15 protein-coding genes and 1 tRNA gene are annotated in these 23,203 nt (G+C 51.6%); 3 read left to right on the top strand and 13 right to left on the bottom strand.

The features are described from left to right. Positions 1 to 94: 94 nt before the first annotated feature. Positions 95 to 1,279 carry a copper amine oxidase N-terminal domain-containing protein gene (locus ACSEXS_RS21235; protein WP_438435255.1) on the top strand — a complete coding sequence of 395 codons (1,185 nt, stop codon included), beginning with the start codon at positions 95 to 97 and terminating at the stop codon, positions 1,277 to 1,279. On the opposite strand, the gene ACSEXS_RS21230 is transcribed toward ACSEXS_RS21235, so the two are convergent. After that, on the bottom strand, positions 1,249 to 2,190 hold the full coding sequence (locus tag ACSEXS_RS21230; protein ID WP_438435254.1) for a phosphotransferase enzyme family protein: 942 nt from the start codon (positions 2,188 to 2,190) through the stop codon (positions 1,249 to 1,251). The genes ACSEXS_RS21235 and ACSEXS_RS21230 overlap by 31 nt on opposite strands. A 337-nt stretch (positions 2,191 to 2,527) precedes the next feature. Between ACSEXS_RS21230 and ACSEXS_RS21225 the strand changes: the two genes are divergently transcribed. Further along, positions 2,528 to 3,349: a purine-nucleoside phosphorylase gene (locus ACSEXS_RS21225; protein WP_438435253.1), complete on the top strand. Its 822-nt coding sequence runs from the start codon at positions 2,528 to 2,530 to the stop codon at positions 3,347 to 3,349. Between the two features lie 19 nt (positions 3,350 to 3,368). Here ACSEXS_RS21225 and ACSEXS_RS21220 read toward each other — a convergent pair whose 3' ends face one another. From ACSEXS_RS21220 to ACSEXS_RS21200, 5 genes are all read right to left on the bottom strand, one after another. Further along, positions 3,369 to 3,791 (bottom strand): VOC family protein, encoded by a 423-nt coding sequence (locus ACSEXS_RS21220; RefSeq protein ID WP_438435252.1) that lies wholly within the window; start codon positions 3,789 to 3,791, stop codon positions 3,369 to 3,371. Between the two features lie 223 nt (positions 3,792 to 4,014). After that, on the bottom strand, positions 4,015 to 4,068 hold the full coding sequence (locus tag ACSEXS_RS21215; protein ID WP_438435281.1) for a hypothetical protein: 54 nt from the start codon (positions 4,066 to 4,068) through the stop codon (positions 4,015 to 4,017). A gap of 305 nt (positions 4,069 to 4,373) precedes the next feature. Continuing rightward, complete coding sequence (locus ACSEXS_RS21210) at positions 4,374 to 4,598, bottom strand: helix-turn-helix domain-containing protein (protein WP_438435251.1); 225 nt, start codon at positions 4,596 to 4,598, stop codon at positions 4,374 to 4,376. A 374-nt stretch (positions 4,599 to 4,972) separates the two neighbouring features. Beyond that, on the bottom strand, positions 4,973 to 6,328 hold the full coding sequence (locus ACSEXS_RS21205; RefSeq protein WP_438435250.1) for a Fic family protein: 1,356 nt from the start codon (positions 6,326 to 6,328) through the stop codon (positions 4,973 to 4,975). 222 nt (positions 6,329 to 6,550) lie between these two features. Next, entirely contained in the window at positions 6,551 to 8,338 is a 1,788-nt protein-coding gene (locus tag ACSEXS_RS21200) for an ABC transporter ATP-binding protein (RefSeq protein ID WP_438435249.1), read from the bottom strand. A gap of 169 nt (positions 8,339 to 8,507) precedes the next feature. Here ACSEXS_RS21200 and ACSEXS_RS21195 point away from each other — a divergent pair, with 169 nt between their 5' ends. Next, positions 8,508 to 9,464, top strand: a complete 957-nt coding sequence (locus tag ACSEXS_RS21195) for a helix-turn-helix domain-containing protein (protein ID WP_438435248.1) — start codon at positions 8,508 to 8,510, stop codon at positions 9,462 to 9,464. Between the two features lie 493 nt (positions 9,465 to 9,957). Here the strand turns inward: ACSEXS_RS21195 and ACSEXS_RS21190 are convergent, their stop codons facing one another. From ACSEXS_RS21190 to ACSEXS_RS21160, 7 genes are all read right to left on the bottom strand, one after another. Beyond that, positions 9,958 to 10,686: a hypothetical protein gene (locus tag ACSEXS_RS21190; RefSeq protein WP_438435247.1), complete on the bottom strand. Its 729-nt coding sequence runs from the start codon at positions 10,684 to 10,686 to the stop codon at positions 9,958 to 9,960. Positions 10,687 to 10,699: 13 nt separating this feature from the next. Then, positions 10,700 to 15,901: a S8 family serine peptidase gene (locus ACSEXS_RS21185; protein WP_438435246.1), complete on the bottom strand. Its 5,202-nt coding sequence runs from the start codon at positions 15,899 to 15,901 to the stop codon at positions 10,700 to 10,702. 287 nt (positions 15,902 to 16,188) lie between these two features. Further along, positions 16,189 to 16,803: a histidine phosphatase family protein gene (locus ACSEXS_RS21180; RefSeq protein WP_438435245.1), complete on the bottom strand. Its 615-nt coding sequence runs from the start codon at positions 16,801 to 16,803 to the stop codon at positions 16,189 to 16,191. 115 nt (positions 16,804 to 16,918) lie between these two features. Then, positions 16,919 to 17,851, bottom strand: coding sequence for a hypothetical protein (locus tag ACSEXS_RS21175; protein WP_438435244.1), 933 nt, complete (start codon positions 17,849 to 17,851; stop codon positions 16,919 to 16,921). A gap of 582 nt (positions 17,852 to 18,433) precedes the next feature. Then, positions 18,434 to 19,639: a hypothetical protein gene (locus ACSEXS_RS21170; RefSeq protein ID WP_438435243.1), complete on the bottom strand. Its 1,206-nt coding sequence runs from the start codon at positions 19,637 to 19,639 to the stop codon at positions 18,434 to 18,436. Between the two features lie 291 nt (positions 19,640 to 19,930). Beyond that, positions 19,931 to 22,426 carry a stage II sporulation protein E gene (gene spoIIE / locus ACSEXS_RS21165; RefSeq protein ID WP_438435242.1) on the bottom strand — a complete coding sequence of 832 codons (2,496 nt, stop codon included), beginning with the start codon at positions 22,424 to 22,426 and terminating at the stop codon, positions 19,931 to 19,933. 657 nt (positions 22,427 to 23,083) lie between these two features. Next, positions 23,084 to 23,157 (bottom strand) — tRNA-Met (locus tag ACSEXS_RS21160). Positions 23,158 to 23,203: the final 46 nt, after the last annotated feature.

Below are 23,203 nucleotides of genomic sequence, written 5' to 3'. Positions count from 1 at the left end.
CCCTCTCCGACTCTGCAACTTGGAGGCCCGTGCCGTCGTTAATGGGAGGAAGGCAAATTCCAATTGCAAGGGGAAATGGAGGCACGAACCAAAGATGAACAAGACAACCGCACTGCTTTTTCTGCTCAGCGGCAGCTTGGTATTCAGTGGCGCAGTACCCGCACATGCCGCAGATGAGGCTTCCCCGCCTAGCATTACGATCACCTTGAACGATGAATACACCAATCCGGTGAGCCAACCCCCGATCCTGCTGAACGGAACCACGTATGTCCATGTTCGGGATTTAGCCCGGCTTCTCAGCGACGAATTGAAATGGGACGAAAGGACTCAAACTGCCGTCTACTTAAGTCCATCGGGCCGCCTGACGCTCTCCCTCTCGCCCTATCGCCTCAGCTTGAACGGCAAACCGGTGACGCTTACGCACAAAGCCATCAGCCGGAGCGGACGAATCTTCGTTCCGCTCAAGGATTTTGCCGGGCTTCTCGGTGTCCAGGCCGGTTGGGACGCCGCCGACCGCACGATCGAGCTGCACTCCGCTTCGCGGTATTGGAAAGCATCCGATCAGGGAACCCTGGTCTGGTTCGATTCGCTCAAGCGGACGGTCACCTACCTGGATGAGGCGACTTCTATGCCGGTGGTCGTGCCGACCTCGCTGCCCCGGGTCAAGTACGGAATTCACCAAGCCGAGCTGCAAGTCCGCAAGCTGAACGGCGGTGCGGTTCTCGCCTCGTTCACCATCAACTATGGAGAACCCGGCATCTTCTACGCCGACTACCGGGTGCTCGTGAACGGGCGGAAAGCGGTCGATACTTCTGTGGCCGTATATCAGACTCACATGCGGGCGGTTTCCTTAAACCCCGTCAATCCGCTAAGCTTCGATAACCGCGCCCTTCTGTTCGACGGGAAGCGGCTCCGCTTGGAAAACAGCCAAGGAACGGTGCTCCGCGAGGTGGACCTGCCACAAATCACCGGGCTGGATGACGTCTTCACCGTCGAACAGGTCTTCGACGACTACCTCCTCGTCCGACCCAATGGAGTCTATACGCTCATTGGCATCGACTTGCGCACAGATACCGCCGATCTCCTCTACCGGAAGCTGGTGCCGGTTGAAGATCAAAAGATCATTGACGGCTGGGAATGGACCGCTGTTGACTACCCCAGCGACGGTCTGACGTTCCTCCGGCGGGATGGGCAGAAGCTGATCTTTCGCTATAAGCATCCGCTCACCCATACCGAAGAGACAGTAACCTACGAAATCCCCCGGCCGGACAGCGACTGATCCTGCTCCCGCCAGCGCATCAGCCAATCGAGCTGTCCGTCGAGGAACGTCTCATCCACGGCGTCGATCCCGTACAGCTCCAGGATGGTCGCCTGCAGCTGATAATGCCGGATGGCGATCCAATCGGTGAAAGAGCGGATCTCGTCGGCCGCGAGGCTCCGGTGCTTCGTATAGCCGGCGAGAAACCGCTCCAGGACGGCCGCCGCCTTCCCATAACCTTCCGGATCGAACCGGAAGTAATCCGTCGCGTCGCAAAAGGTCGCGATATCGAACATCGGATAAGCCCGGCAGGAGGAATCGAAGTCGAGTAGAACCGGTTCCCCCTCGGCCTGGAGCAGGACGTTACCCCGATGCAGGTCGCCGTGGCAGTAGCCGCGCGGCAACCGGCTCACCCGCTCCCACAGCTCGTCTCCGTAGTCGCGGAACCGGGCCAGCTTGGGCTCGGGGTATTGTTTACGCTCCAGGATATCCAAGTAGCGGCCGATGAAGAAGGCCTTTTCTTGCTCCCGCAGCTCGCCGGGATACCCGTCCATCGTCCGATGGAGCTTCCCGACCGCGGCGCCGATCTCCTCCACCGCCTCGTCCTCTTCCGGTTCCCGGCCCTCGACGTAGCCGAACAAGGCGTAGAGCCGGTCTTCGCCGGAATCGTTCGTTTCCATGTATGCCAGACCGTCTCGGGCCGCCAGAACCGGCGGTACGGCCACCCCGCTCCGATCCAGATAGCAGAGAACCTCCAGGGAAGCCTTGACCGTATCCCGGAACACCGGCGAAACCGCCTTCAGGAAATATCGTTCGTTACCGCTGGATACGCGGTAGGCCTTGCTGCCTCCCTCGCGCAGCAGCTCGATCTCGTCCAGGTAGACATTGTAGTGGCGATTCAGTTGATCCAATATGTTCAGTTTCTCGGTCAATGGATATCCTCCCATGTATCATCTCATCTCGTGTACTGAATAAGCCGAAGTTAGGTCTCACTTACTTTTTTAACGCAATGATACGCCATTCACATACTTCCGTCATGCCCAAGTTTTTATATACCGATCTTGCGGCCGGGTTGGCATAGAACAAGGAGGGGGGGACTTCCCTTCCCGAAGTAATTGGTCATACAACTCGATCCACACTCCCGTTCCGTAGCCTCGCCTTGCTTCGGTACTCAGGATGTGCCAGGTTTACTTTGCCTCGCCTATCGACTACACTGGAATCGCTCCACAGTGGTTCCATCCACGACTTCACGCAGAGGGAGAGTCGATCATGCACCAATCGCAAGAGATTAACGAAGTCCGGGATCTGATCCGGAGTCAAACGAACTACCGTCCTACCGTCGGACTGATCCTCGGGTCCGGCTTGGGTACGCTTGCCGATGAAATCGAAAATCCCTACCGAATCCCCTATAGCGACATCCCCCATTTTGCCAAGTCCGAAGCGGCGGGTCACGCCAACGAGCTGGTCATCGGGGAGCTCCAAGGAAAAACGATCGTCGCCATGAAGGGACGGTTCCACTATTACGAAGGGTTCAGCCTGGACGAAGTGACGTTTCCCGTGCGGGTCATGAAGGCGCTGGGCGTGGAAAGCCTCATCCTGACCAACGCCTGCGGCGCGGTCAACACCGCGTTCCATCCCGGGGACCTGATGCTGATTACAGACCACCTCAACCTGGTCGGTACGAATCCCTTGATCGGACCCAACAACGACGAGCTGGGCACCCGGTTCCCCGACCTGTCCCAGGTGTACCATCCGGGCCTGCGCCAGTTGGCGCTGCAGGTCGCCGAGGAGCAAAACCTGACCCTCCAACAAGGCGTCTACGCCTGGTGGAGCGGCCCCGCCTACGAGACTCCGGCCGAAATCCGGATGATTCGCACACTCGGCGCGGACGCGGTCGGCATGTCCACGGTACCGGAAGCGATCGTGGCCGCCCATGGGCGAATGAAGGTGCTGGGCATTTCCTGCCTGACCAACATGGCCTGCGGCATCCTGGATCAGCCCTTGAACCATGAAGAAGTTCTCGAAGTGGCCGGCAAAGTCCGCACCACCTTCGTTCAACTGGTGAAAGGCGTCCTGGAAAAGATGGAATAGACGATTCCTGGAGAGGACCTTACTTGATCCGTTTTGCGATCGGGTGGTCCTCTTTCAATTGCAGCAGGTCCCAGAGGTTGCCGTACAGGTCCTTAAAGACCGCGACCCAGCCATAGGGCTGCTCCTGCGGTTGCCGGACGAACTCGATTCCCTGCTCCTGCATGTCGCGGTAATCCCGCCAAAAGTCGTCCGTGTTCAGGAACAGAAAGACGCGGCCGCCCGACTGGTTGCCGACAAAGGGCTCCTGCTCCGGCTTCGACGCCCGCGCCAACAGGATCGTCGTTCCGACCGATCCCGGAGGGGCCACCACCACCCAGCGCTTGTCCTGCTCCGGCTGGTACGTGTCCTCGATTAGGGTGAAATGAAGCTTCTTCGTGTAGAACTCGATGGCCTCGTCGTAGTCCTTCACGACCAAGGCGATGTGGACAATGGACTGAATCAAGGTTTCTCCCCCGTTTCCTTTGGGTAAAAGATACAACAAATCACAATTCCACCGAAAAAACGTATTATATTGTAAAAAACAGTGTGGTATACTATCTCCTGAAGAAGCTTAAAATGCTAAAGAGCCGTGCTGGAACACGGCTCCTTGGCAATAGCCGCTCTAAGGGCGGTGGCTTCCAATAGGATCATCAGCAGAAATGGGCCGAATCCCTACCGCGGGCGGCCTATTTCTTTTTGCTTAGGTATGACAGCAGCGCCATAATGAACATGCCGAACATGAACATTAAGCTCAGTGCCTGGTATACCTCCACAAGGCATAACCTCCCTTCCGAGAGGATAGCCGACCGCCCATATTGCCATCCTATTGCCATTAAATTATACCACAATAACCAATCATTGGGTTATTTTTATCCGGGAAGGACCGCAGGATGGAATTGGGTTTTGTGGTTTGGGGAGGCATGCCGTCCGCCCCTCGTCCCGATTGATCAGCAGGACACGAATGTGCCGAATTTCGCCCCGTTGGAAAACGCCTAGATGTTAAGGAACCGCACGTCGTAGCCCAAATGAATGGTTTGATGAATTTCTAATGGTGTCCATTCAAATCGGACCGGTCCGGCAGATGTTCCAATATATCACCGGGCTGGCACCCCAACGCCGAGCAAATCTTATCGATGACTTCCAAGGAAACATACCCATTGTTGTTCAGCTTTGCCATCGTCGCCGAGGATACCCCCGTCAGCTTGATGATTTCTTGCTTTTTGATACCCCGATCGATCAGCAACTTCTGCAAGGGTTTGTAGCTAATCATGCCATCCCCCCCTTCGTTCGTAGTCGGTTATTTTCATTTCTAACCAGGAGCAGGACTTTCTAAGACGGATAAAAGGTGTTCAACATCCCAGAAAAACAAAACGACCCTGCCTGAGATATCGTTGTCTAAGGCCGGATCGCGTGTTGTTCGAATTTTCTTCGTCATTATACCTTGCTTCGTCAAAAGCCGACAGTTTCCACAAGAAAGAGGATTATCCATATAATTGGATCACTTCTTCCAGAAGCTCGATCTCCTCATCCGAAACTCACTATGGATGGGTGGAAAACAGGGAATACGCCAGGATAGGCGCGTACTCCTCGAAGCTTGGCAGTCTACATTCATTAGAACATATTGTAGATAAATTATAATGATACCTACTTAAACTTAAAATAGCTCAATAAAATTTGATCAATAAACTCTGTAATTATTGGACCCGGTAAAGATTCCATTGATTTAACGCGATTTCTAATATCTCTATCCCTCAACCCTATTACGAGTCGATCTTTCATCACACCAACATTAACAAGATCAACTGAATTATCGAGCCTCTTAGAGTGACCTCCTTGAACTACAGAAATAAACATTTTTATTAACGGATTTTGTTTATAATGTGATGCCTTTTGGGGCCACCAACGTTCAAAGTAGAAAATAAATGTAATATCATCGCCATTGAATTCCTTAATTCTTAACTTAAAAAACCAAGTATTACTAACACTTCTATTTTCGATGATATCCAAATACTGATGCAATGAAATTATGTCATAAGTTCTTACATACATATTTATGTTTTCGAGCTGACTATCAATGGCGTTTACAGTTTGTATAAATCTTGTTCTGAATACCTCCATTGAAGATTTCCAAACTTCATAATTATATCTTGCTGATTCAATCTTTTGGTCAAACACCCTCCTAGAGAATTTCTCCACCCATTCTTTTTCCCGAATTTCCTCGTTCATGAATTGCTCATATATTGAAACAGATTCATATAGTTTATCACACAATAACTCTAGTAATAACGTGATGTCGCCAGCATCTGCTTCACTTAAAGCATTATAATAGCGATCTCTATCTTCAACTCTAATAACTACCTCTGGAAACCCATACTGTAGTAGATGGAAATTCAACATTAATCTACTAACTCTTCCATTTCCATCTTTAAATGGATGTATCCAAGTTATCCAATGATGAAGAATTGCTGCCTTTATTATTGGTGAAATATTTTTTTCTCTGTCGTACCATTTAAACATATCATCAAGGTGATCATTAATATATTCCCATTTAGGTGGGGTGTGTACTGATTTACTAATTATTACATTCTCTTCTCTTGTCGTCCCAGCATATTTAATATCAATTTCCCCCAAAATTAATCGATGAACATTAAGCAAGCTAACTTTATTAATTGGTTCATTACCATTTATTAATCCATATAGATAATCAATAGCCACGCCTAGTGATCTAGCCTCGACTTGATCCTTGAAGGGCCTTTCATTTACAGTTAAGTTTTCAAGTATAAGTTCAGTTTCGCGGAGACTTAAAATATTCCCTTCGATTGCATTACTATTATAAACATGTGATATTTTAAGGTGTCGCATAATTTTTTCTTTTAGGTTCGGGTTTAGGCCCCTATCTCTTCGAGCATTAAGATTATTAATAATTCCCTGAATTCCGTTAATGCTTAATAAAAGATCGTCATTCGGTTGGTATGATGGTAATTGATAGTATTCTTCCATTATCGTCACTAAAATCACCTTATTTTAATTATTTTTGTACTTGTTTTTACATAATTTTGCGTTATAACTTGTATTTCATCTCACTTAATAAACTTCACAATAAAATATATCATGTAATTCCTTGATCAATATTTACTCACCCCACTATACCACACCACCGGAAAATTTTGTCACACCAAAAAACCCGCATGCACCAAGGCATACGGGCCGTTTCCATCCCTTTTACATGTTCTTCAGCTTGTAAAATTCCCCTTGCTTCGCGAGCAGCTCGTCGTAGGTGCCGATCTCGGCGATGCGGCCTTTCTTCATCACGACGATGCGGTCGGCGTTCTGGATGGTGGACAGCCGGTGGGCGACGATGAAGGTCGTGCGGCCCTGCATGAGCTGGTGGATGGCATTCTGCACATGCCGCTCCGAGACGTTGTCGAGCGCGGAGGTCGCTTCGTCGAGGATGATGATCTTCGGGTCGCGTACGAGCGCCCGGGCGATGGCGATGCGCTGGCGCTGGCCGCCGGACAGCTTGCCGCCGTGCTCGCCGACGCGCGTGTCCAGCCCCTGCGGCAGGCTGTCGATGACGTCCTGCAGGTTGGCCATCTCCACCGCCTGCTGCACCTGCTCTTCGGTGATGTTCGGAAGCCCATACGTGATGTTCTCGCGAATGGTGCCGGAGAACAGAATGTTGTTTTGCAGCACGATGGCAAGCGATTTGCGATAGCGGCGCATGCTGAGCTCCTCCATCGGGATGCCGTCCACGAAGATCGTACCGGCCTGCGGCTTGTAGAAACCGATGATGAGGCTCAGGATCGTCGACTTGCCCGAGCCCGACTCGCCGACAAAAGCGATCGTCTCGCCTTCGCGCACCATCAGCGTGAAATCCTCCAGTACATGCCGGTCCGATTCCGTATAGCGGAAGCCGACACCCTGGAAGCTGTAGCTGCCGCGAAGCTCTTCCGGCTTGAGCCGTCCTTTGTACTCCTCCGTCTGGTTGGAGAGCATGACCTCCGATACGGAATGGAGCGACTCCATGCCTTTGACCAGGTTAGGGTAGACGTTCAGGATCGAGGTCACCGACCCGATGATCATCGAGAAAAAGCCTTGGTACATGACGATGTCGCCGACTTCCATATAGCCCTGGTGGGCCAGGAAGGCCGTGAAGAACAGACAGGTCACCTGAAAGAGTTGAAACACGACCCAGCTCGACGAGCCAAAATACGCTTCGATCACATCGAGCAGATGCCCGCGCTGCCGGATGTTTTCCAGAGCCGCGTCCACCTTGCGGATCTCCACTTCCTCCAGCCCGTGGGCCCGCGTGACCGGGATCATCTCGACGGTCTCGGAGACCTTGCCGGACATTTCTTCGATGTTGCGGCGCACTTCGCGGTTGTTCTTGGACATTTTGCCGCGGAAGATCCGGACGAGCAGGATCGCCATCGGCGCCATCAGGGCGAAGAACAGCGCCACCATCCAGCTATGGTACAGGGTGAGCACGACGACCACCAGCAGGTTGATGCCCGCCGGGATCAGGGTCATCAGCAGCTGCCGGGACAGAAAATCAATCGCCTCGACGTCGCGCAGCACCTTGGATTGCAGCCGCCCCGCGTTCATGTCCCCATGGTAGCCGAGGGAAAGCTGCTGAAGCTTGCGCACGAGCGAGCTGCGCAGCCCCGCCTCCACCTGGCGCACCGCCTGGCTCAGATACTTGATGTGCAGGGTATGGGTGGGGATGTTTTGCAGGATGACCAGGAAGATCGCCGCAAAATTCGCCCAAAAATCCGCCATGGTATGGCGTCCGGGGTAGGTGACGATATTGATGATGTTGGCCGTGACGACGGGCAGAACCCAGACCGGCGACGTTTTCAACACGTAAAAGCCAAGCGACAAAGCAAGCTTCTTCCTATGCTCGCCAAGCAAGTGCGACAACAGCCGAACGGGATTCAGCTTGCCGTCGCGCTCTTCCTGCTCGGCCTGGAACCATTTGGCGTAATCCAGGGACGGTTCGGTTTTGGCCATCGTATTCCCCGCCTTTATCCTCTATAATGAAAACCAATGAAAGCTTATCTGCTCTGGGCAAAAGCCTACCTTCGTCAGTATAGGGAGAGCGGGCGGATAACTCCATCACATAAGCGGCCCGATTTCGGCCTTTTCTTAGCATAATCGGTCAACGAAGGAAGGGACAGCTTTGAGCGGACATAAGGACGAGGCGGTCTTCTACCCGCACATTCACTCGGACATCAGCTTATACTCGCCGCATATCCGCACCGTGACGCGCGGCTGGCGCTGCGGCCGCCATCTGCACCAGCGCTTGTTCGAGCTGCTGTTCATGGAGCGGGGCGAGCTGAACGCTTACACCGGCACCACGGAACGCAAGCTGGCCGAGGGCGACCTGCTGTTCATTCCGCCCATGCAGCTCCACGGCTACGAAGCGGTGGAAGCGGGAGAGGCCACCTTTCGCATCATTCACGTGCAGTTCAGCGGCGAGGATACGGGTCTCGACATCCTCGAAAACGGCGGCGTGCGGCAGTTTGCGGCCGACAGCCCGGTGAACGCCGCTTTGCGCGGCCACGCCCGCGGGCTGTTCGAGGGGCTTCGGCAGGAGCCGCTGCGAAGAACGGGCATCCTGATCCGGGTGCTGCAGATTCTGGAGACGCTGGGAGACTACGCGCGGCGGGAAGCCGCGGAGCCGGGGCTGGCGCGAGACCAGGAAGCGGTCGGCAGTCTGGCTTATCGAATCGCGCGGGAGATTGAGGGGCTTCTGCAGCGGTCGGTGCTGGAGGAGAGCGGCCGGGATGTGACGCCCGCGGAGCTGCTTACGCTGCGCGAGAACGGCAACCACTGGCTGGAGGAGATCGCCCAGCGGCTGAACATCAGCCGCCGCCATTGCCACCGGGTGTTCCGCGAGACGTACGGCATCTCGCCGCGCCATTACCTGATGATCCTCAAGCAGCAGGAAGCGATGCGGATGCTGAACGACGAGGACATGACGATCGAACAGGTGGCCCACCGGCTCGGGTACGCCAACGTGCCGAGCTTCACCCGCCAGTTTGCCGCCTGGGTCGGCTGCACGCCCGGCGTCTTCCGCCGGGAGCGGCCGGATACGGCGCGGTTTTTGGATTTTTCGTTTCCGGCGGGGGAGTAGAGGAACGCGCAAGGAAAAACGGCCGACATCTCGTCGGCCGTTTTTTGTGTTGGAGGTCAGTTGTCCTGAAGTGTTCCGTTCCGGCAGGAAGAGTGGCGATTGGAGCCGTTTATCCTCCATTAATCAACCTATCTATTTAAAGAGATCCGGCCCAATCTGGTATCTTCCAAATGCGAATTTCTGTTCCTTAAAAGCCAGTGATATATCTAGACATTATACTGACTCCGTACAAAATTTCTACCTCATAATCAGGTAAATTAAACTACACTTCTTTAATGAATTCGCCCTCACAATACTTGATGGAGTCTCTTTCCATCTGAAAGCCGAGAAGGTTTAACTCCACAAGCAAGACCACTGCGGCATAACGACTGATTACCGGCGACCGTTTCTCCGGGGTTTCCGAATAGCGGTCGCCGCTCAGCTCTTTTTTATTTGTCCTGGTGTTGCATCTAGATGGGCTTACAGGATAGTCATAATAAAAATAATGTTAAATTTAGTATAGAGAGATTTTGAGACTTCCGTCCACCTTAATACATTCCAGTTCTTTGTTCCCAACAAGCTGATCAATCAGCGGATTCGAACCTCCGATAATGGTATAAGAGTTATCATAATTTGTTGTAACACACCAACTTTTATCTTCGGGCCACCAATAAGTCGGAGAGAAGTCGACTTCTGTTCCTTTATAGAAACTTAATACTTCCTCCAATTTGCCCGAATATAACCGACCAGAAATATCCTTTTCCTTTCCAGAAAAACTTCCGCTTGCCATTACCTTCATATCATCAAAATAGAAGAAACACTTTTGTGTTCCTGTAAATGGCTTTAATTCTTCTACAAGTTTTACACACTCATTCTCTTCCAAAGTTCCTACCTCAGAACCAGATAAGTATCTAGGCAGTTGATGACCACATTTATAAGAGATCATTTCGATGGTTATTCGCTCGAGAGGAATACTATATTCTCTTGCCAGTTCCTCGAATCTTACCCTTTCATCGAATACCGCCCCTTCCTCTTCGTTTTCATTTTCTAAATTCCACATAATCGTTTTGTCTTGAACGGTACGATCTCTATATACAGGATTCATTAGCTTACAATAAGCCTCATATCGCTTTGGAATAAAACTAGTTATATAATCTTTTGCACCATAATTTGCAGAAATAAAAGGTTGAGTTACTTCATCCTTAATCCAAGCTGGGAACGAGCTTTTTTTAGAAGTAAGCATCCCATTTACCTCCTTACTCTACGAAATGTATTTTTTGGCCCTTATAGGTATTCCCTCCATAGATATCTACTGCCGGAGATTTATCAGGAGACGAGGATACTTTCCGATATGTTATCCATGTTCCATCGTTTAGCTGCCTCCGGATATGCTCATCTGGTATCTCTACAACTTCCTTAACATAGCCCTTAGTTTTTTCTTCAAAGAACTCTTTCGCTGCTTTATCGCCTCCACTGATATTTCTAACTTTGTTTACTTTAGGATTGTTACCCGTAGTTCCAAAATATCCACTTTCATTAGGCTTATACTTAATATTGTTACCATTATGTTCATATAAGTAAAGCAACTTGCCGCCGTCACTCAGTAATATATTTGCCGATCTGACTGCCATAGCACCAGAAATCACGGAGACCCCCGCTAGTATACCTGCTTTCCCCAATTGACTTACTGCAGCGGCCCCAAAAGTAACGCCCCCTACTCCCGTTGCGCTTGTACCGGCTGCCATAATTCCTAATACACCAGCACTTTCAAGGGATCGGTAAGCAGCAGCAGCACTCCCGGATGAACCAATTGCAAAAGCTGAACTAAAGATGCTGTCTGCAAACACTCTTCCAATTAAAAAGTAGAGATTATCATTGGGGGGGGAGGCCCGATAAAGCCATTGAATGAAGCCAAGCAATACATTGTCATCGACGCTAAAAGATATTCCGGTATATAACATTCTAACGTTCTCGGATGAGAGAAACTCTGGGACTAAATCTGTTTTTTCATAAACCCATTGAAGTAATTCTTGTTTCTTTTGATTTATTTTCTCTTTTAAACGAAATATCTTCAAGGGGTTTAGACTGTTTGTATTCGCTCCTTCCGTTAAAATCGGGTTAACCGCATAGGTTAAACCTGTATCACTAAAGCTATCCATGTTTTCATCATAGGAATACTCTTTCCATACCGTATCGTTGCTTGCTTTTTTGATTATTCTTATAGTCCCCGGAGTTTTTCGAGTTGTCCCAGCAATATCTGAGTAGTAGACTTCAATAGTATTACCACTATCATCCGTCTCCTCTTGGTAATACCAGTCATAATAAACTTCTGGATTCTCGGTCGGCGGAGTGTTGTCTCCTAAGAATTGAACATTAAATCGTGCATGTAACGCCAAAGCGAGATCATAATGGGCTACTTTCACATAATAGGTCGTCCCTGCTGTCATCGAATAATCGACCTGAGAAAACCGGTTCGCATTGGCATCGTCATTGGTCGAAAGCAAATTCGTGAAGCTGCTGTCCGCATACAAACTCAGTACTGTATCGTTGGTCCCCCCTTCATTTCCGTAGGAACTGGTAAACAAATGATAGGTTCCCGTAGCAGAGGGCGTAATGCTGAATTGTCTGGTATTCCCAGCCGGAAGGCTGATATCCACGTAAGTTCCTGCTGAGATCGGAATCGGCGTATTATTAAGCGGCAATGTTGTTACCGACAGAGCATTGCTGGCCGGGGATAGGTTACCGGTTGTGTCGAAAGCCTTTACCGTAAAGGTATAGGCCGTTTGCGGGTTCAACGCTTCTGCTCGAAATGAAGTCGAATCCTTACTTACCGTCCCGTTCAGTAGACCGTTTCGGTAAATGTAATATCCGTTTACATCCGCTTCTGCCGATGGGTTCCAAGTAAGCTGTGCCGATAAGTCGCCAATCGATTCTACTCGCAAGTTAGTAGGCGCAGTGGGCGGAGTCGTATCGGGAGGCGTGATATTGGCCTTAATTGTCACCACATACCCATAGTAGTTGTCGATGCCCGCCTTGTAGATGTTTCCACTATAACGCAGAACCCATTGGCGGGTATCGAGAGGTGGTTTAGCCACTTCTCCCCGGTAGTCTTGGTAGTAAGCGTTGCTGGAAACGACCCCTCGGTAATCTTGGCTCCAAACGCGGGTATCCGTTCCAGGCTTGGTCACATCTCCCCGATAATCTTGATAATAGGTATTGCTGTATACAGAGCCTCTGTAGCTCTGCCGCCAAACCCGTGAATCGGAACCGGGTTTGGTCACATCCCCTCGATAATCTTGATAATAGGTAGAGCCGTAGACCGTTCCGGAGTAATCCTGTCGCCAAACCCGCGTGTCCACAGCAGCCTTCGTCAGGGTACCCGAGTAATTGGCTCTATACGTTTTGGTTCGTGTACAACTGGCCTTTGTTGATGAACAAGCGCCCGAGTCGGAGACGCTGTCCGTACTGGTTCTCGGAATGGAGCCCGAGTAGCCGTCTGAGTTAATGCTTATGGAACTCGGACAGCTTCCACTGCTGGATTGGGATTGAAACACCCCATACTTGTAGTACTCCGTGACCGTGTTGCTGCAGCTATCGGAAAATGACTTGCTGGATGAAGGGGTATAGGAGCCGCTGATCACATAACTGGATCCCGATTTGGACAGGGTTCCGGAGTATCCACCACTGTCATAAGAAACCGAACTCGGATGTCCAGAACTGGACGAACTGTCCCTTGTAGCACTAGCCGACTTTGAGGCTTGATACTTACTGCCCGTTTTATAGAGCGCTCCGTGATAACCACTGGTATCGTCATAAACGATGTAATCAGTGAATACCGTGCTTGCTGTACCGCTTTTGGTGTCATTCACCGTCTTCGTTTGAGGAGCAACGTATGATCCGCTAATAACCGAGCTGGTACCCGACTTATAGAGAATGCCTTTGTACGTTCCGTCGTCATAGACGATGTACTCGGGATGCCCGTCACTTGTGCTAGCATCTCTTGTGCCGTATTTTGTGTCGCTCTGTTGATAAGGAGTTCCACTCTTATAGATCGCGCCATGATAACCACTTGCATCATCGTAAACCAAGTATTCCGGGAATGTCGTTGTGGCCGTTCCCGTTCTAACATCGGTAACCGTTTTTTGCACCGGCGCTGTATAGGAGCCGCTTACAACCGAGCTCGTGCCCGTCTTGTAGAGTGCGCCACGATAGGCGCCATCGTCGTATACGATGTACTCTGGATGCCCGTCGCTTGTGGAAGCTGTCCGTGAACCAGTCTTGGTCAAAGTTTTTTGGTATGCCGTCCCTGTTGTGTACAGAGCGCCATGATAACCATCGGCATCATCATAGACGATATAGGAAGGAAAAGTAGTGGTACTGTCTCCAGAGTTGGTCTGATTGATTGTTTTGTTGGGATAGGTCGTCACGGAACCGGCAAACGCGTTCGGGTTCCCCTCCCTAGGTAATTCTCCTGAATAGCCATCCTCCGAATAAGGCCATGTTAGAGGAAACTGGCTTTCCGAATCTCGATAGACATCTTGTTTAGCTGATTTACTATACTTGGTGGGGTTGTTTACTTGCCTGGGATTTCCCCCCTGAACAGTTACGGTTACATTCTCTCCATCGACTGAACTGGATACCGTCCCATTAGATGTAGTTACACTGGTTACACCTTTAAGGTAGGGAATTTTTACGGTCTTCTGCTGGGGGCTGCTATTTTCCAAACGTTCAGGAAAGGTTACCGTTTGGGAAACCAGATCTTGTTGACTGGCATCTCCCTCTGTCCCTGTAATTTCAACTTCGTTTCCTTTTGTCACATAGGAAAATTCCACTGTTGCGTTGTAATAATCATTTAAAAGCTGAGTAAATTCCTCACTTTTCTGCTCATAATATTTATTGCTTTCATAGAGAAAAACGTCTTGCTCTTCTTTGGGGATCGACAGCATCTCCGACGGGAGCTCATGAAGTCGGTTGCTTCTTTCCAGAAGTTCATTTATCCGCACTTTTAGCAGTTCTTCCGCATCTTGATTATGCTTGATCTTCGCGGCGTCGGTATAGGCTTGGAGTTGAAGCTGAAGTTGGAGAAGCTCTTGATCGATTCGAATACTATCAAATTCCGCCGTATCAAAAACCGGAGCAATTGGAGAATCCGTAACTTCCATGGCTTTAGCCAAATTAATAAGACCATGTCCGTATCGCTTTGCATCTGCACTTGAAGTGGCTGTGCTATAGAGTTGTTCAAGCACCTGGTCTTTTGACCACTCCGGATGCTTCGACCACAAAACTGCGATGGAACCCGTTACATGGGGAACGGCCATGGATGTTCCTGAAAGAACTCCATACTGTCCATCCATAGTGGTACTAAGGATCTCGGTACCAGGTGCGACAAGGTCGACTTCATTCCCGGAGCTAGAATAGTAAGCCCACTGATGGGTTTTGTTTACAGCCCCAACCGAGATAACTTCAGGCAGTCGACCTGGATATAACTCGGTCTCTTCCCCATAACCTTGGTTGCCTGAGGATGCCACGACGATAATACCGGCATCCGTAGCCGCTCGAATAGCTTCTTCCAACGCATGGCTGTAGGAACTACCGCCGAAGCTCATCGATATGACATTCACTTGATTTTCTATTGCCCATTCAATACCTTGGATAATTTGCCCGTAGGTTCCGTTTCCGCTCGCATCCAGTACTTTAACGCTGTACAAATCAGCGTTCGGAGCAACTCCGACAACGCCTATTTCATTGTCTAAAGCGGCAATCGTACCGGCCACATGGGTACCATGGCCATTATCATCGAGCCCTGCCGGAGTTCCTTCAACAAAAGAAACTCGTTCGGCTACATTCAAGTCTTCATGTTCGGCTACACCGGTATCCAAAAGGGCAATCCTTACACGATTGTCCTTTTCCATAACAAGATCGGCCCCAATGGAATGAATCCCCCAGGGAATAATCTGCTGTCCCAAACTGGTTTGTCGAACTGCTTCCCGTTCCTTGCTAGGCTCTCCAATAGAGAGGGTTGATGCTATAGCATTAGGCTCTATATACAAAACATCTTCGTCTGTCTGCAACAGACGGGCTTCTTCCAGGTTCAATTTCATTTCAATAATATTCGTTTTTTTGCTTTTCTTGTTCGCCTTGCTGCGAAGTAATTTCTTTTGAGCGAACTTATCCGGGTTCTTCCCTTTTTTTAAGGTAATCAAATAACTGGCGGACGGTCCGTAAATCGCATCAGTTACCGAGCTATAAGTCGCTTCGTCAACCGTTAAGTCTAAGTTCTCGTTGTTTCCGATCTTCCCTCCATACACACTCTCACTTACCGATGGTGATGGGGGCATTTCAAAGACGCTTGCCGAGAATGCCTCTGTAGGAATCGATAGCATAGTAATCAGAAAAGCCAACATGCAAGATAAACCTTGGACAAAACCGAAATTCCTCTCTTTTTTCTCTCTCTTCATCTGGGTATTCCCTTCTATGGAATTATTAGAAAACAGACTAATTGTAAGGGTTTCCACAATAAAATAAAATGCTTTTTAAGTATTAATTTGTTAAGTATCCCCACGTTGTGGATTTCGATTTTCTAAAAGAGGCTCCATTCGAAGAATATATTTACTTTTTACTGCAAAATTGAAAGATTAATAACGAAGCCGGCAATGCTTTGTGAATGACAAAAAAGCCGAAGGTACTCTCCGGCTGAATTAGTTTGCTCGGCGCCTAAGCCCCCGCCGCCCGCTGCTCGGCTCGTTTATAATATATCTCTGAGATGTTCTTGATAGTTGGCAAATATAATTTCCCGCTGATCCCCAGCCATTTTCCATAAATGGATTCCCGTATCTCCGCTAGCAATAGAAATATCCATGTTTATCGGCAGCCTCAAGAAGGATCTAAACAACATGTTTATGAATTCTCCGTGGGAGACCATACAGATGCGTTTGTCCGTTTCAGAATATTGATCTGCCAGCTTGGATAAAAAGGTTTCTGCTCTAGCCCGGAATTGGATATAGGATTCGGTATCGGCAAAGGTATCGTACGGTCTTCTTCCACCAGGCGGCATCGGAAATTTTCTATTCCCCTCTTCTCTCGGTAAGCCGGCCAGCAATCCGTTATTCCATTCCATGATTTCTTCTTCAAAAACCACTTCGACTTCACAGGCAGCAGCGATGATTTCTGCCGTTTTTCTTGCTCTCTTCAATGGGCTGCTGATTATAAAGTGGGGTTGATAATAATTTTTAATAAATTGGGCCGCACATGTGGCTTGCTCGATGCCAAGAGCCGTCAGTTCAAAGTCCGCCCTGCCTTCGAATCGATTCTCAATATCCGCTACCGATTGGCCATGTCTAACGACAAGAAGTTCAAGCATTTCTTCCCCTGCTTCCTATGTATTGTTCTTGAAGTCAATCTTTGAAGGCGACCATTCCTTGCTATTGCTCTTAATGAAACGGTTTGAATGCTCAAAGGACTGCCTTCACCCCGCCTTAAGCCTTCTTCAACGTAAACAACACATAGATCGTGTCGATTTCCTGATAGTCTTCCAGCACCCACGAGGTTTCGGCCAAAATCCGCTGCAGCCCCTCCACTCCGAGATAGCGGATCTGCACGCCGATGAACTCGGTAAATCCCAGATAGCCCGGATTGCAATGGGCCCGGTCGAAAATCAACGAACCCGTGACCCGAGCGTCCGCCGGGGAGTTGGCATGGAATCGGTTTAGATTGGCGGCGATGTCGGCATCCGAACCGTACTCGAACAGCCCGCCCTCCGACGAACAAAGCTGAATCCAGCCGCTGCGGTCCGCACTCTTCTTCTGCAGGGCCTCCGGCTGGCTCCAGTCATACGGAGTCGGATGAACGCTGATGTCCAGGCCATGGAATCGTTCTCCCGGCTGCTTCATGACATCAATGCACCGCTTGGCAAAAGCAGGGCCGTAAGGGTCGATGTCCAGAAGATGAATCTCGATCTTCCGTCCCCGGAGCAGGCTCGGGTCCGCCTCTTGAACGAGAATCAGGGTGTTGATGCTGTCGGCACCCGATCCTCCGGCAATACTGAAGAAACAGAGGTTCCGTTCCGGGAATTGCTTAAGCTGGGGCAGCAAAATGCCCGCCTGCCGCCGACAAAGCTCCCTCAACCTGATCCGAAGGCCCATGAAGGAGGTTTGCTTCACCGCCCACTTGTCCCGGAAGCTCAGCTTCAGCCCCCGGCTTAAGTCGGGACCGAGTTTATACAGCAACGTCCGCATGCCGCTGAGATGGGTATTGTCGACATTGGACATTCTCACGAAGATTTTCTGGATAAAGCCGGGCATCTTCTTAAGGGATTCAATGCTTCGGGCCGATTTGACCACGTTCGAATGATACGCCTGTTCATCGATGCTCGCCTGGAAAAGGGGATGGGTAATGTCCAGGATGGGCAATTGGATTCCCTCCTCGAAAGCGGCATAGGAAATTCGCGGTTTGGGATTCGCAGACATGGGTTTAGCTCCACCTTTCTATAGTAGAAGTCCGAACCTTTCTCTCATCTGGTGAATGGGTCCCGGGTGTTATCTAGGTGGATGATCAATCTCACTATACCACACGTTTAGCAATATTTGGCATGTTCCTTGGGATACGGAAGCAGCGCAAAAAAACCGGAGGAGTACCCTCCGGTTTTACCCTTAGCGACTTAACGTGGCATAATCAATCTCTGCTGCAGACGGCTTAATAAACGCGCATCTCATTCCTCTACTCCCGTTTCTCCCAGAGTCCCCACCCGCTAAACAGCAAACCTATGAGCAAAAGGAGAATACAGATCCACAAGGGTCCGCTGCCGAGCCAGTCCAGTCCGTTCTCGATGCTGCCATTGCCGCCCTTGATGGAGTTGCTCGTCACCAGGATACTGGCTGCGATCAGGCGAGCCCCGTACACCATGGCACTGCAAAGAAGGCATACGACGCCGAAAATGATCTTTTTGATGGAAGCTCCCTCCTAACCTTCTTCAGTTGAAAACGGGGGTTTTATCAATAATTCCAAAACAGATATTGAGACGACGAGGAGAACCAATCCCTGTTATCCGGATGGTAAAAATCGCTGTTTCCAAATTGTATGCTGGCATAAGCCACTAGCTGCTTGCCCGAACTTTTAATTTCAATGCTGTTGTTCAAGGTAAAAGCTTTTGTCGCGATTGCCGAACTGTTGGATGTCCGGTATATGAAGCAAGTAGCAAGTCCAGTATTCTTATCACCGGTTGAATTCATTTTGGTACTCGAACTTCCAGCCCAAGTAAAGCCGAAATTTACAGCCCATGGATAGCCTATGGAAAACGAGTATTGGGTGCCGGAATTTAAATTCAATCCAGTAGTATCTGGGGACCAGCTTAACAAAGAGTCCGAAGAGGCCGATTTACGCAAATTGGATTTCAGCGCATTCGTTAAAACCAGATTGTTTCCGTCTGCAACACCAGCAGGCCAAATCTGAGAGCTCGCACTTATAATTAAATAATCATAGTTGGCATCTGCGTCGTCTTCCCGATACACAATATAATCCGTTGTCGCTTTGCCTGCTTTGTATGAGACGGACGTACCTACACCATTTTTATAGGTCCCATTAACATCGTAGTTAACCCGAATGGTTGTCAAAATGGTTGGTGCACCGCCAGCAAGGGGTTGAACCGAATTGAGAGAGGCCTTATCCGCTTGCCCTGCATAAGTTTTTTGCATGTCTGCCTTGAAGCTCTCAATCTGTTGATTTAATAAACTCTCGCTGCTTTTGGCAAGCGATGAACCGTCCGGGCCTATTCCTTCATTGTTCTCCATTACAAAAAGCATGCCTTTATAATTATATAAGGCGACCGCGGTCGTTACACTCTCCCCGGAATTCTTGCTTTCCGACAGATCGGGAGATACCTCTTTCGTAAGTTCTCCTTTTAGTTGGTCCATCTCATGCTTATCATAAAAAAGCGGAACCTTCAACTTTTTCAGATACGTATTATACAAGCTCACTTTATCAATATCCGCGCCGGTAAAAACCAATGTGGCTCCATCTTGAGCGAGGAACGTCTGTAGATCCTGCTTCGCCGTCTGCTCATTCGGATTTACCGCTTGGTCAAGAGAGATGCGCTTTGTTAACGTCGTATCGGGAGCGTCCGCATAGGTATTTACAGGTGGGATAATCAACCCGATGGTCAACAAGACAGTCGCGCATGCCGAAAAAAAACGTTTGTTCACAATTGGTTCCTCCTTCTCAATTTGTAAATCCGCTTCCCACTGTCTGTTTCAATCACAACTAATCTTTGGGATAATGTATTTGATTACGCCATTATTTTGTTTGTTCACCCCCATGAAAGCGACTATTGGAATAACATAGTCGATATTGTCCTTCATTCCTTATAACCCAAATATAGGTTGATTGCAGCGTTCTTTTGTAAAAATTTTGTTAATAACGGTATGATGCCATCAAAAAGGACAGCCTGATGGCTGCCCTTACTTTCATCGACATTCAAGCACATGGGTTGCGCCCTAGCTCACCACCTTCGGCCGCTCCATGCGGCTGACGCCCGGCCAGCGGAAGGTGGCCCATTCCGGCTGGTAGCGGTTGACCTTGGCGACGATCACGGTCATGTCGTCGTGGATATCGCCCTGCTGATGGCGCACGACGCGCTCCAGCAGGCAATCGGCGAATTCCTGCGGGTCCTCGGCGCGGATTTCCTGAATAACGCGCTTCAGCCACAGCTCCTTGTTCACGGCGTAGCCGGGAGCATCGAAGATGCCGTCGGTCATCATGATGAGCGTGTCGCCGGGCAGGAGCTGGACCGTCACCAGGTCCACCTCGATGTCGCTCAAGATGCCGACCGGCAGGTTGCTGCCGGTCACCGGGATCACCTCGCCGGCGCGCTTGATGAAGCTCGGCGTCGAGCCGATCTTCATGAAGGTGGTCTCGGCGCTGTACTGGTCGATGATCGCCATGTCCACCGTAGCGTAGATTTCCTCCGGCGAGCGCAGCATCAGCACCGAGTTGACCGACTTGATGGCGAGCTTCTCGTCCATGCCGGACTGGAGCAGCTGCTGGAGAATCTCCAGCGCCGTGCTGCTCTCCAGCCGCGCCCGCTCGCCGTTGCCCATGCCGTCGCTCAGCGCGACGGCGAATTTGCCGTTGCCGAGCTCGACGGCGGTGAAGCTGTCGCCGGACAGCAGGTCGCCGCCCTTGGCCGCTCCGGCGACGCCGGTCTCGACCTCGAACTCCTTCGCCGAGCCGAAGGTGACGAGGCTGTAAGAGGGACCGCGGTCGTTAGGCTGCTCCTTCGTCACCGTGATCGTCTCGCCCAGGATATCGGAGAGCATCGGCGCGATGATCTTCCGGCACTCGTCGAAGCCGCGCGTGTACTGGTGCACGATCTCGATCTCGACGTTGCCCTCCTCCAGGTTGATCACGTCGATGCTGTGAACGGACAGCCCGAGCGATTCCAGCGTCGTGCGAATTTGCTCCTCCTGCAGGTAGAGCTGCTGCCCCTCGCGCTTGATCTCCCGCGCCAGGTCCTCCATGACCTGGGACACGCCGACGAGCTGGTCGGCCACGAGCTGGCGGCTCTCGATGATCTGCTTGCGCCAGTGCTGGTCGTTCTTGTAGAGGCCGTACTGCTCGCGCATCACCGCCATCACCTGCTCCGGCTTCTTACAGGCCGCCCGCCACTCGGAACGAATCTCGCCCTTCGCCTTCTTGCCCTCCTCGTCGATCGAGGCCATCATCTCGGTCATCACCGCGTAGGTATCATAGAACTTCTCATTCCAGCAGGTCTTCTGCCGGAAGCAGTTCGCGCAAGTCTTCTGGGCCACCGCGTTCATAAAATGCTCCTGCTCGGCCTTCCGGCGCTCCCCGCCGGCCCCGTCCGCCGCGAGCTGCGTGAAGCTGCGCGACAGTTGGCGGAACACCTCCGAGAACTGCTCGACCCGGCTTGCGGTAATATCCCGTACCCGTTTGGCATATTCATAATGCGACTTGAGGTTTTCCTGCGTTCCCGGCACATAGCGGGACAGCGTATGGATCAGCGTCCGCCCGGACAGGAAGAAGACGAGGATGGCGAGCAGCGATTCCCAGGTGGAGTTGAGCACCGCCGTCTGGTTGCCGATGTAGAAGGACAGGATCGAGCAGCCGAGCAGCATGCCGAGCGCCACGGGCAATCGGCCGCCTTCCTTCAGGAGCCCGGCCAGCATCCCGGAGAACGCAAGCAGGCTAATCTGATAGACGGCGTTCGGGTCGGCCAAGCTCAGGATCATCCCGGCGACGACCCCGACGGAAGCGCCGAGCGGCGCACCGCCCACCAGGGCGAACAGCAGCACCAAATAGCGGGACAGCACATGCTCCGCCGTCACCGGGCCGAGCGTCCAGCCGACGGTGCCAGTCATGACCGAGGCGAGCAGGATGATCAGGCAGATGATCTCCTCGTTCTTCAGGTGATACGATTTGCGAGCCGGTGCGAAGATCGGAATGGCTTGGACGAAAATCAAGGACAAAATCAACCCGAGCGCCGCATCGATGGCCGCCATGACGATCGGGAACCAGCCGCCGGTCTGGCCGACGAGCGCGAGGAAGCCCTGCACCAGCAGGATCGAAGTGCCGACGAGCACGGGCACCTGGGACAGGTCCGTCCGCTCGAATTTCTCCATGGCCTTCTGCAACAGGAGGAACACCGCCAGTTCACCGAGCAGCGACCAGGGATGCGCCACCGGCGAGAGCAGACAGCCGGCGACGGTGCCGATGCCCACCCAGGCGATCAGGTCCTTGCGCAGATAATAGATCACCGCAAAATAAGCGAGGGCAAACGGAGCGAGCTGATCCAGAATGGCCGCCCGTCCGAGGAGAAACGCCATCAAGGCGAGCAGCATCCCCCATTTTTTCACCGTCCACGCCTGCATCCACTTGTTTCCTTGAAGCAGGTCCCAGCCTGCCAGCTTCCAGGCGTTCCACCCCTCGCTAGCCCATCCCACCATCCGGCTTGCCGCGCTCTTCTTCTCCATTCTCTTGGACACCACCCTAGCGGTATAGTGGACCCTATTATACGGGTTGTCCCCGGGAAAGTTTGTCGCATATCGGGATGGGGGTGGAAGAAATTTCCGACACGCGGGACGCGGATGCCTTCGACAAGCCGAAGGCGAGACGGGGCGCGGGTCCGTCCGCTTTCGAAGACAAGGGAACCGGCAGGGTTCGGGGGATGAGGACGGGAGAAAGCGGCCTAACCTGACAGCGGGCCGTGTCGAGCGGATGTCCCCTTTCGGCGGCAGGAGTGCCGTCAACGGGCGTTCCTCGCCTGCCCGGGTCCGGCTCCGCCCTTCTGCCGCGCGGATTTGCCGGCTGCGCCTCCCCCCGGGGAAGCTGTCGATAAGTTTGCGCCTCGTCCGTGAAGCGCCGCTTTCCCCGTTCGTCCGTTCCCCAAACCTTGCGGACCCTGCCCGCATGCTGTCGCCGCGTGGGGACTTAAGAGGGAGGCGCCGTCCGCCGCTGTCGGCGGAGGTCGGCTGGGCCGAATTCCGGCAGGCTGATGCCGGAGCCCGGAAATCGATGCCGGATTCCGGCGAGCGGCCAAGGGCCGGTAAGCCGATGCCCGGACCCGCCCGAATACCCGCGCAGCGCATCAAAAAAAGGCCCCGGACCCGGGACCTTTTTCATAAAAGAAGTAGCGGCGAAGGGAATCGAACCCCCGACCTTTCGGGTATGAACCGAACGCTCTAGCCAGCTGAGCTACACCGCCATATGTCCTGAATTATACCTCGCGCAGGGAGCCGGAGTCAATGGGA

The sequence above is a fragment of the Gorillibacterium terrae genome (genome assembly GCF_051594785.1).
Taxonomy (GTDB): Bacteria; Bacillota; Bacilli; order Paenibacillales; family NBRC-103111; genus Gorillibacterium.
Note: the sequence above shows the minus strand (reverse complement) of the source record. Positions and strands in the feature narration are given on the sequence as shown.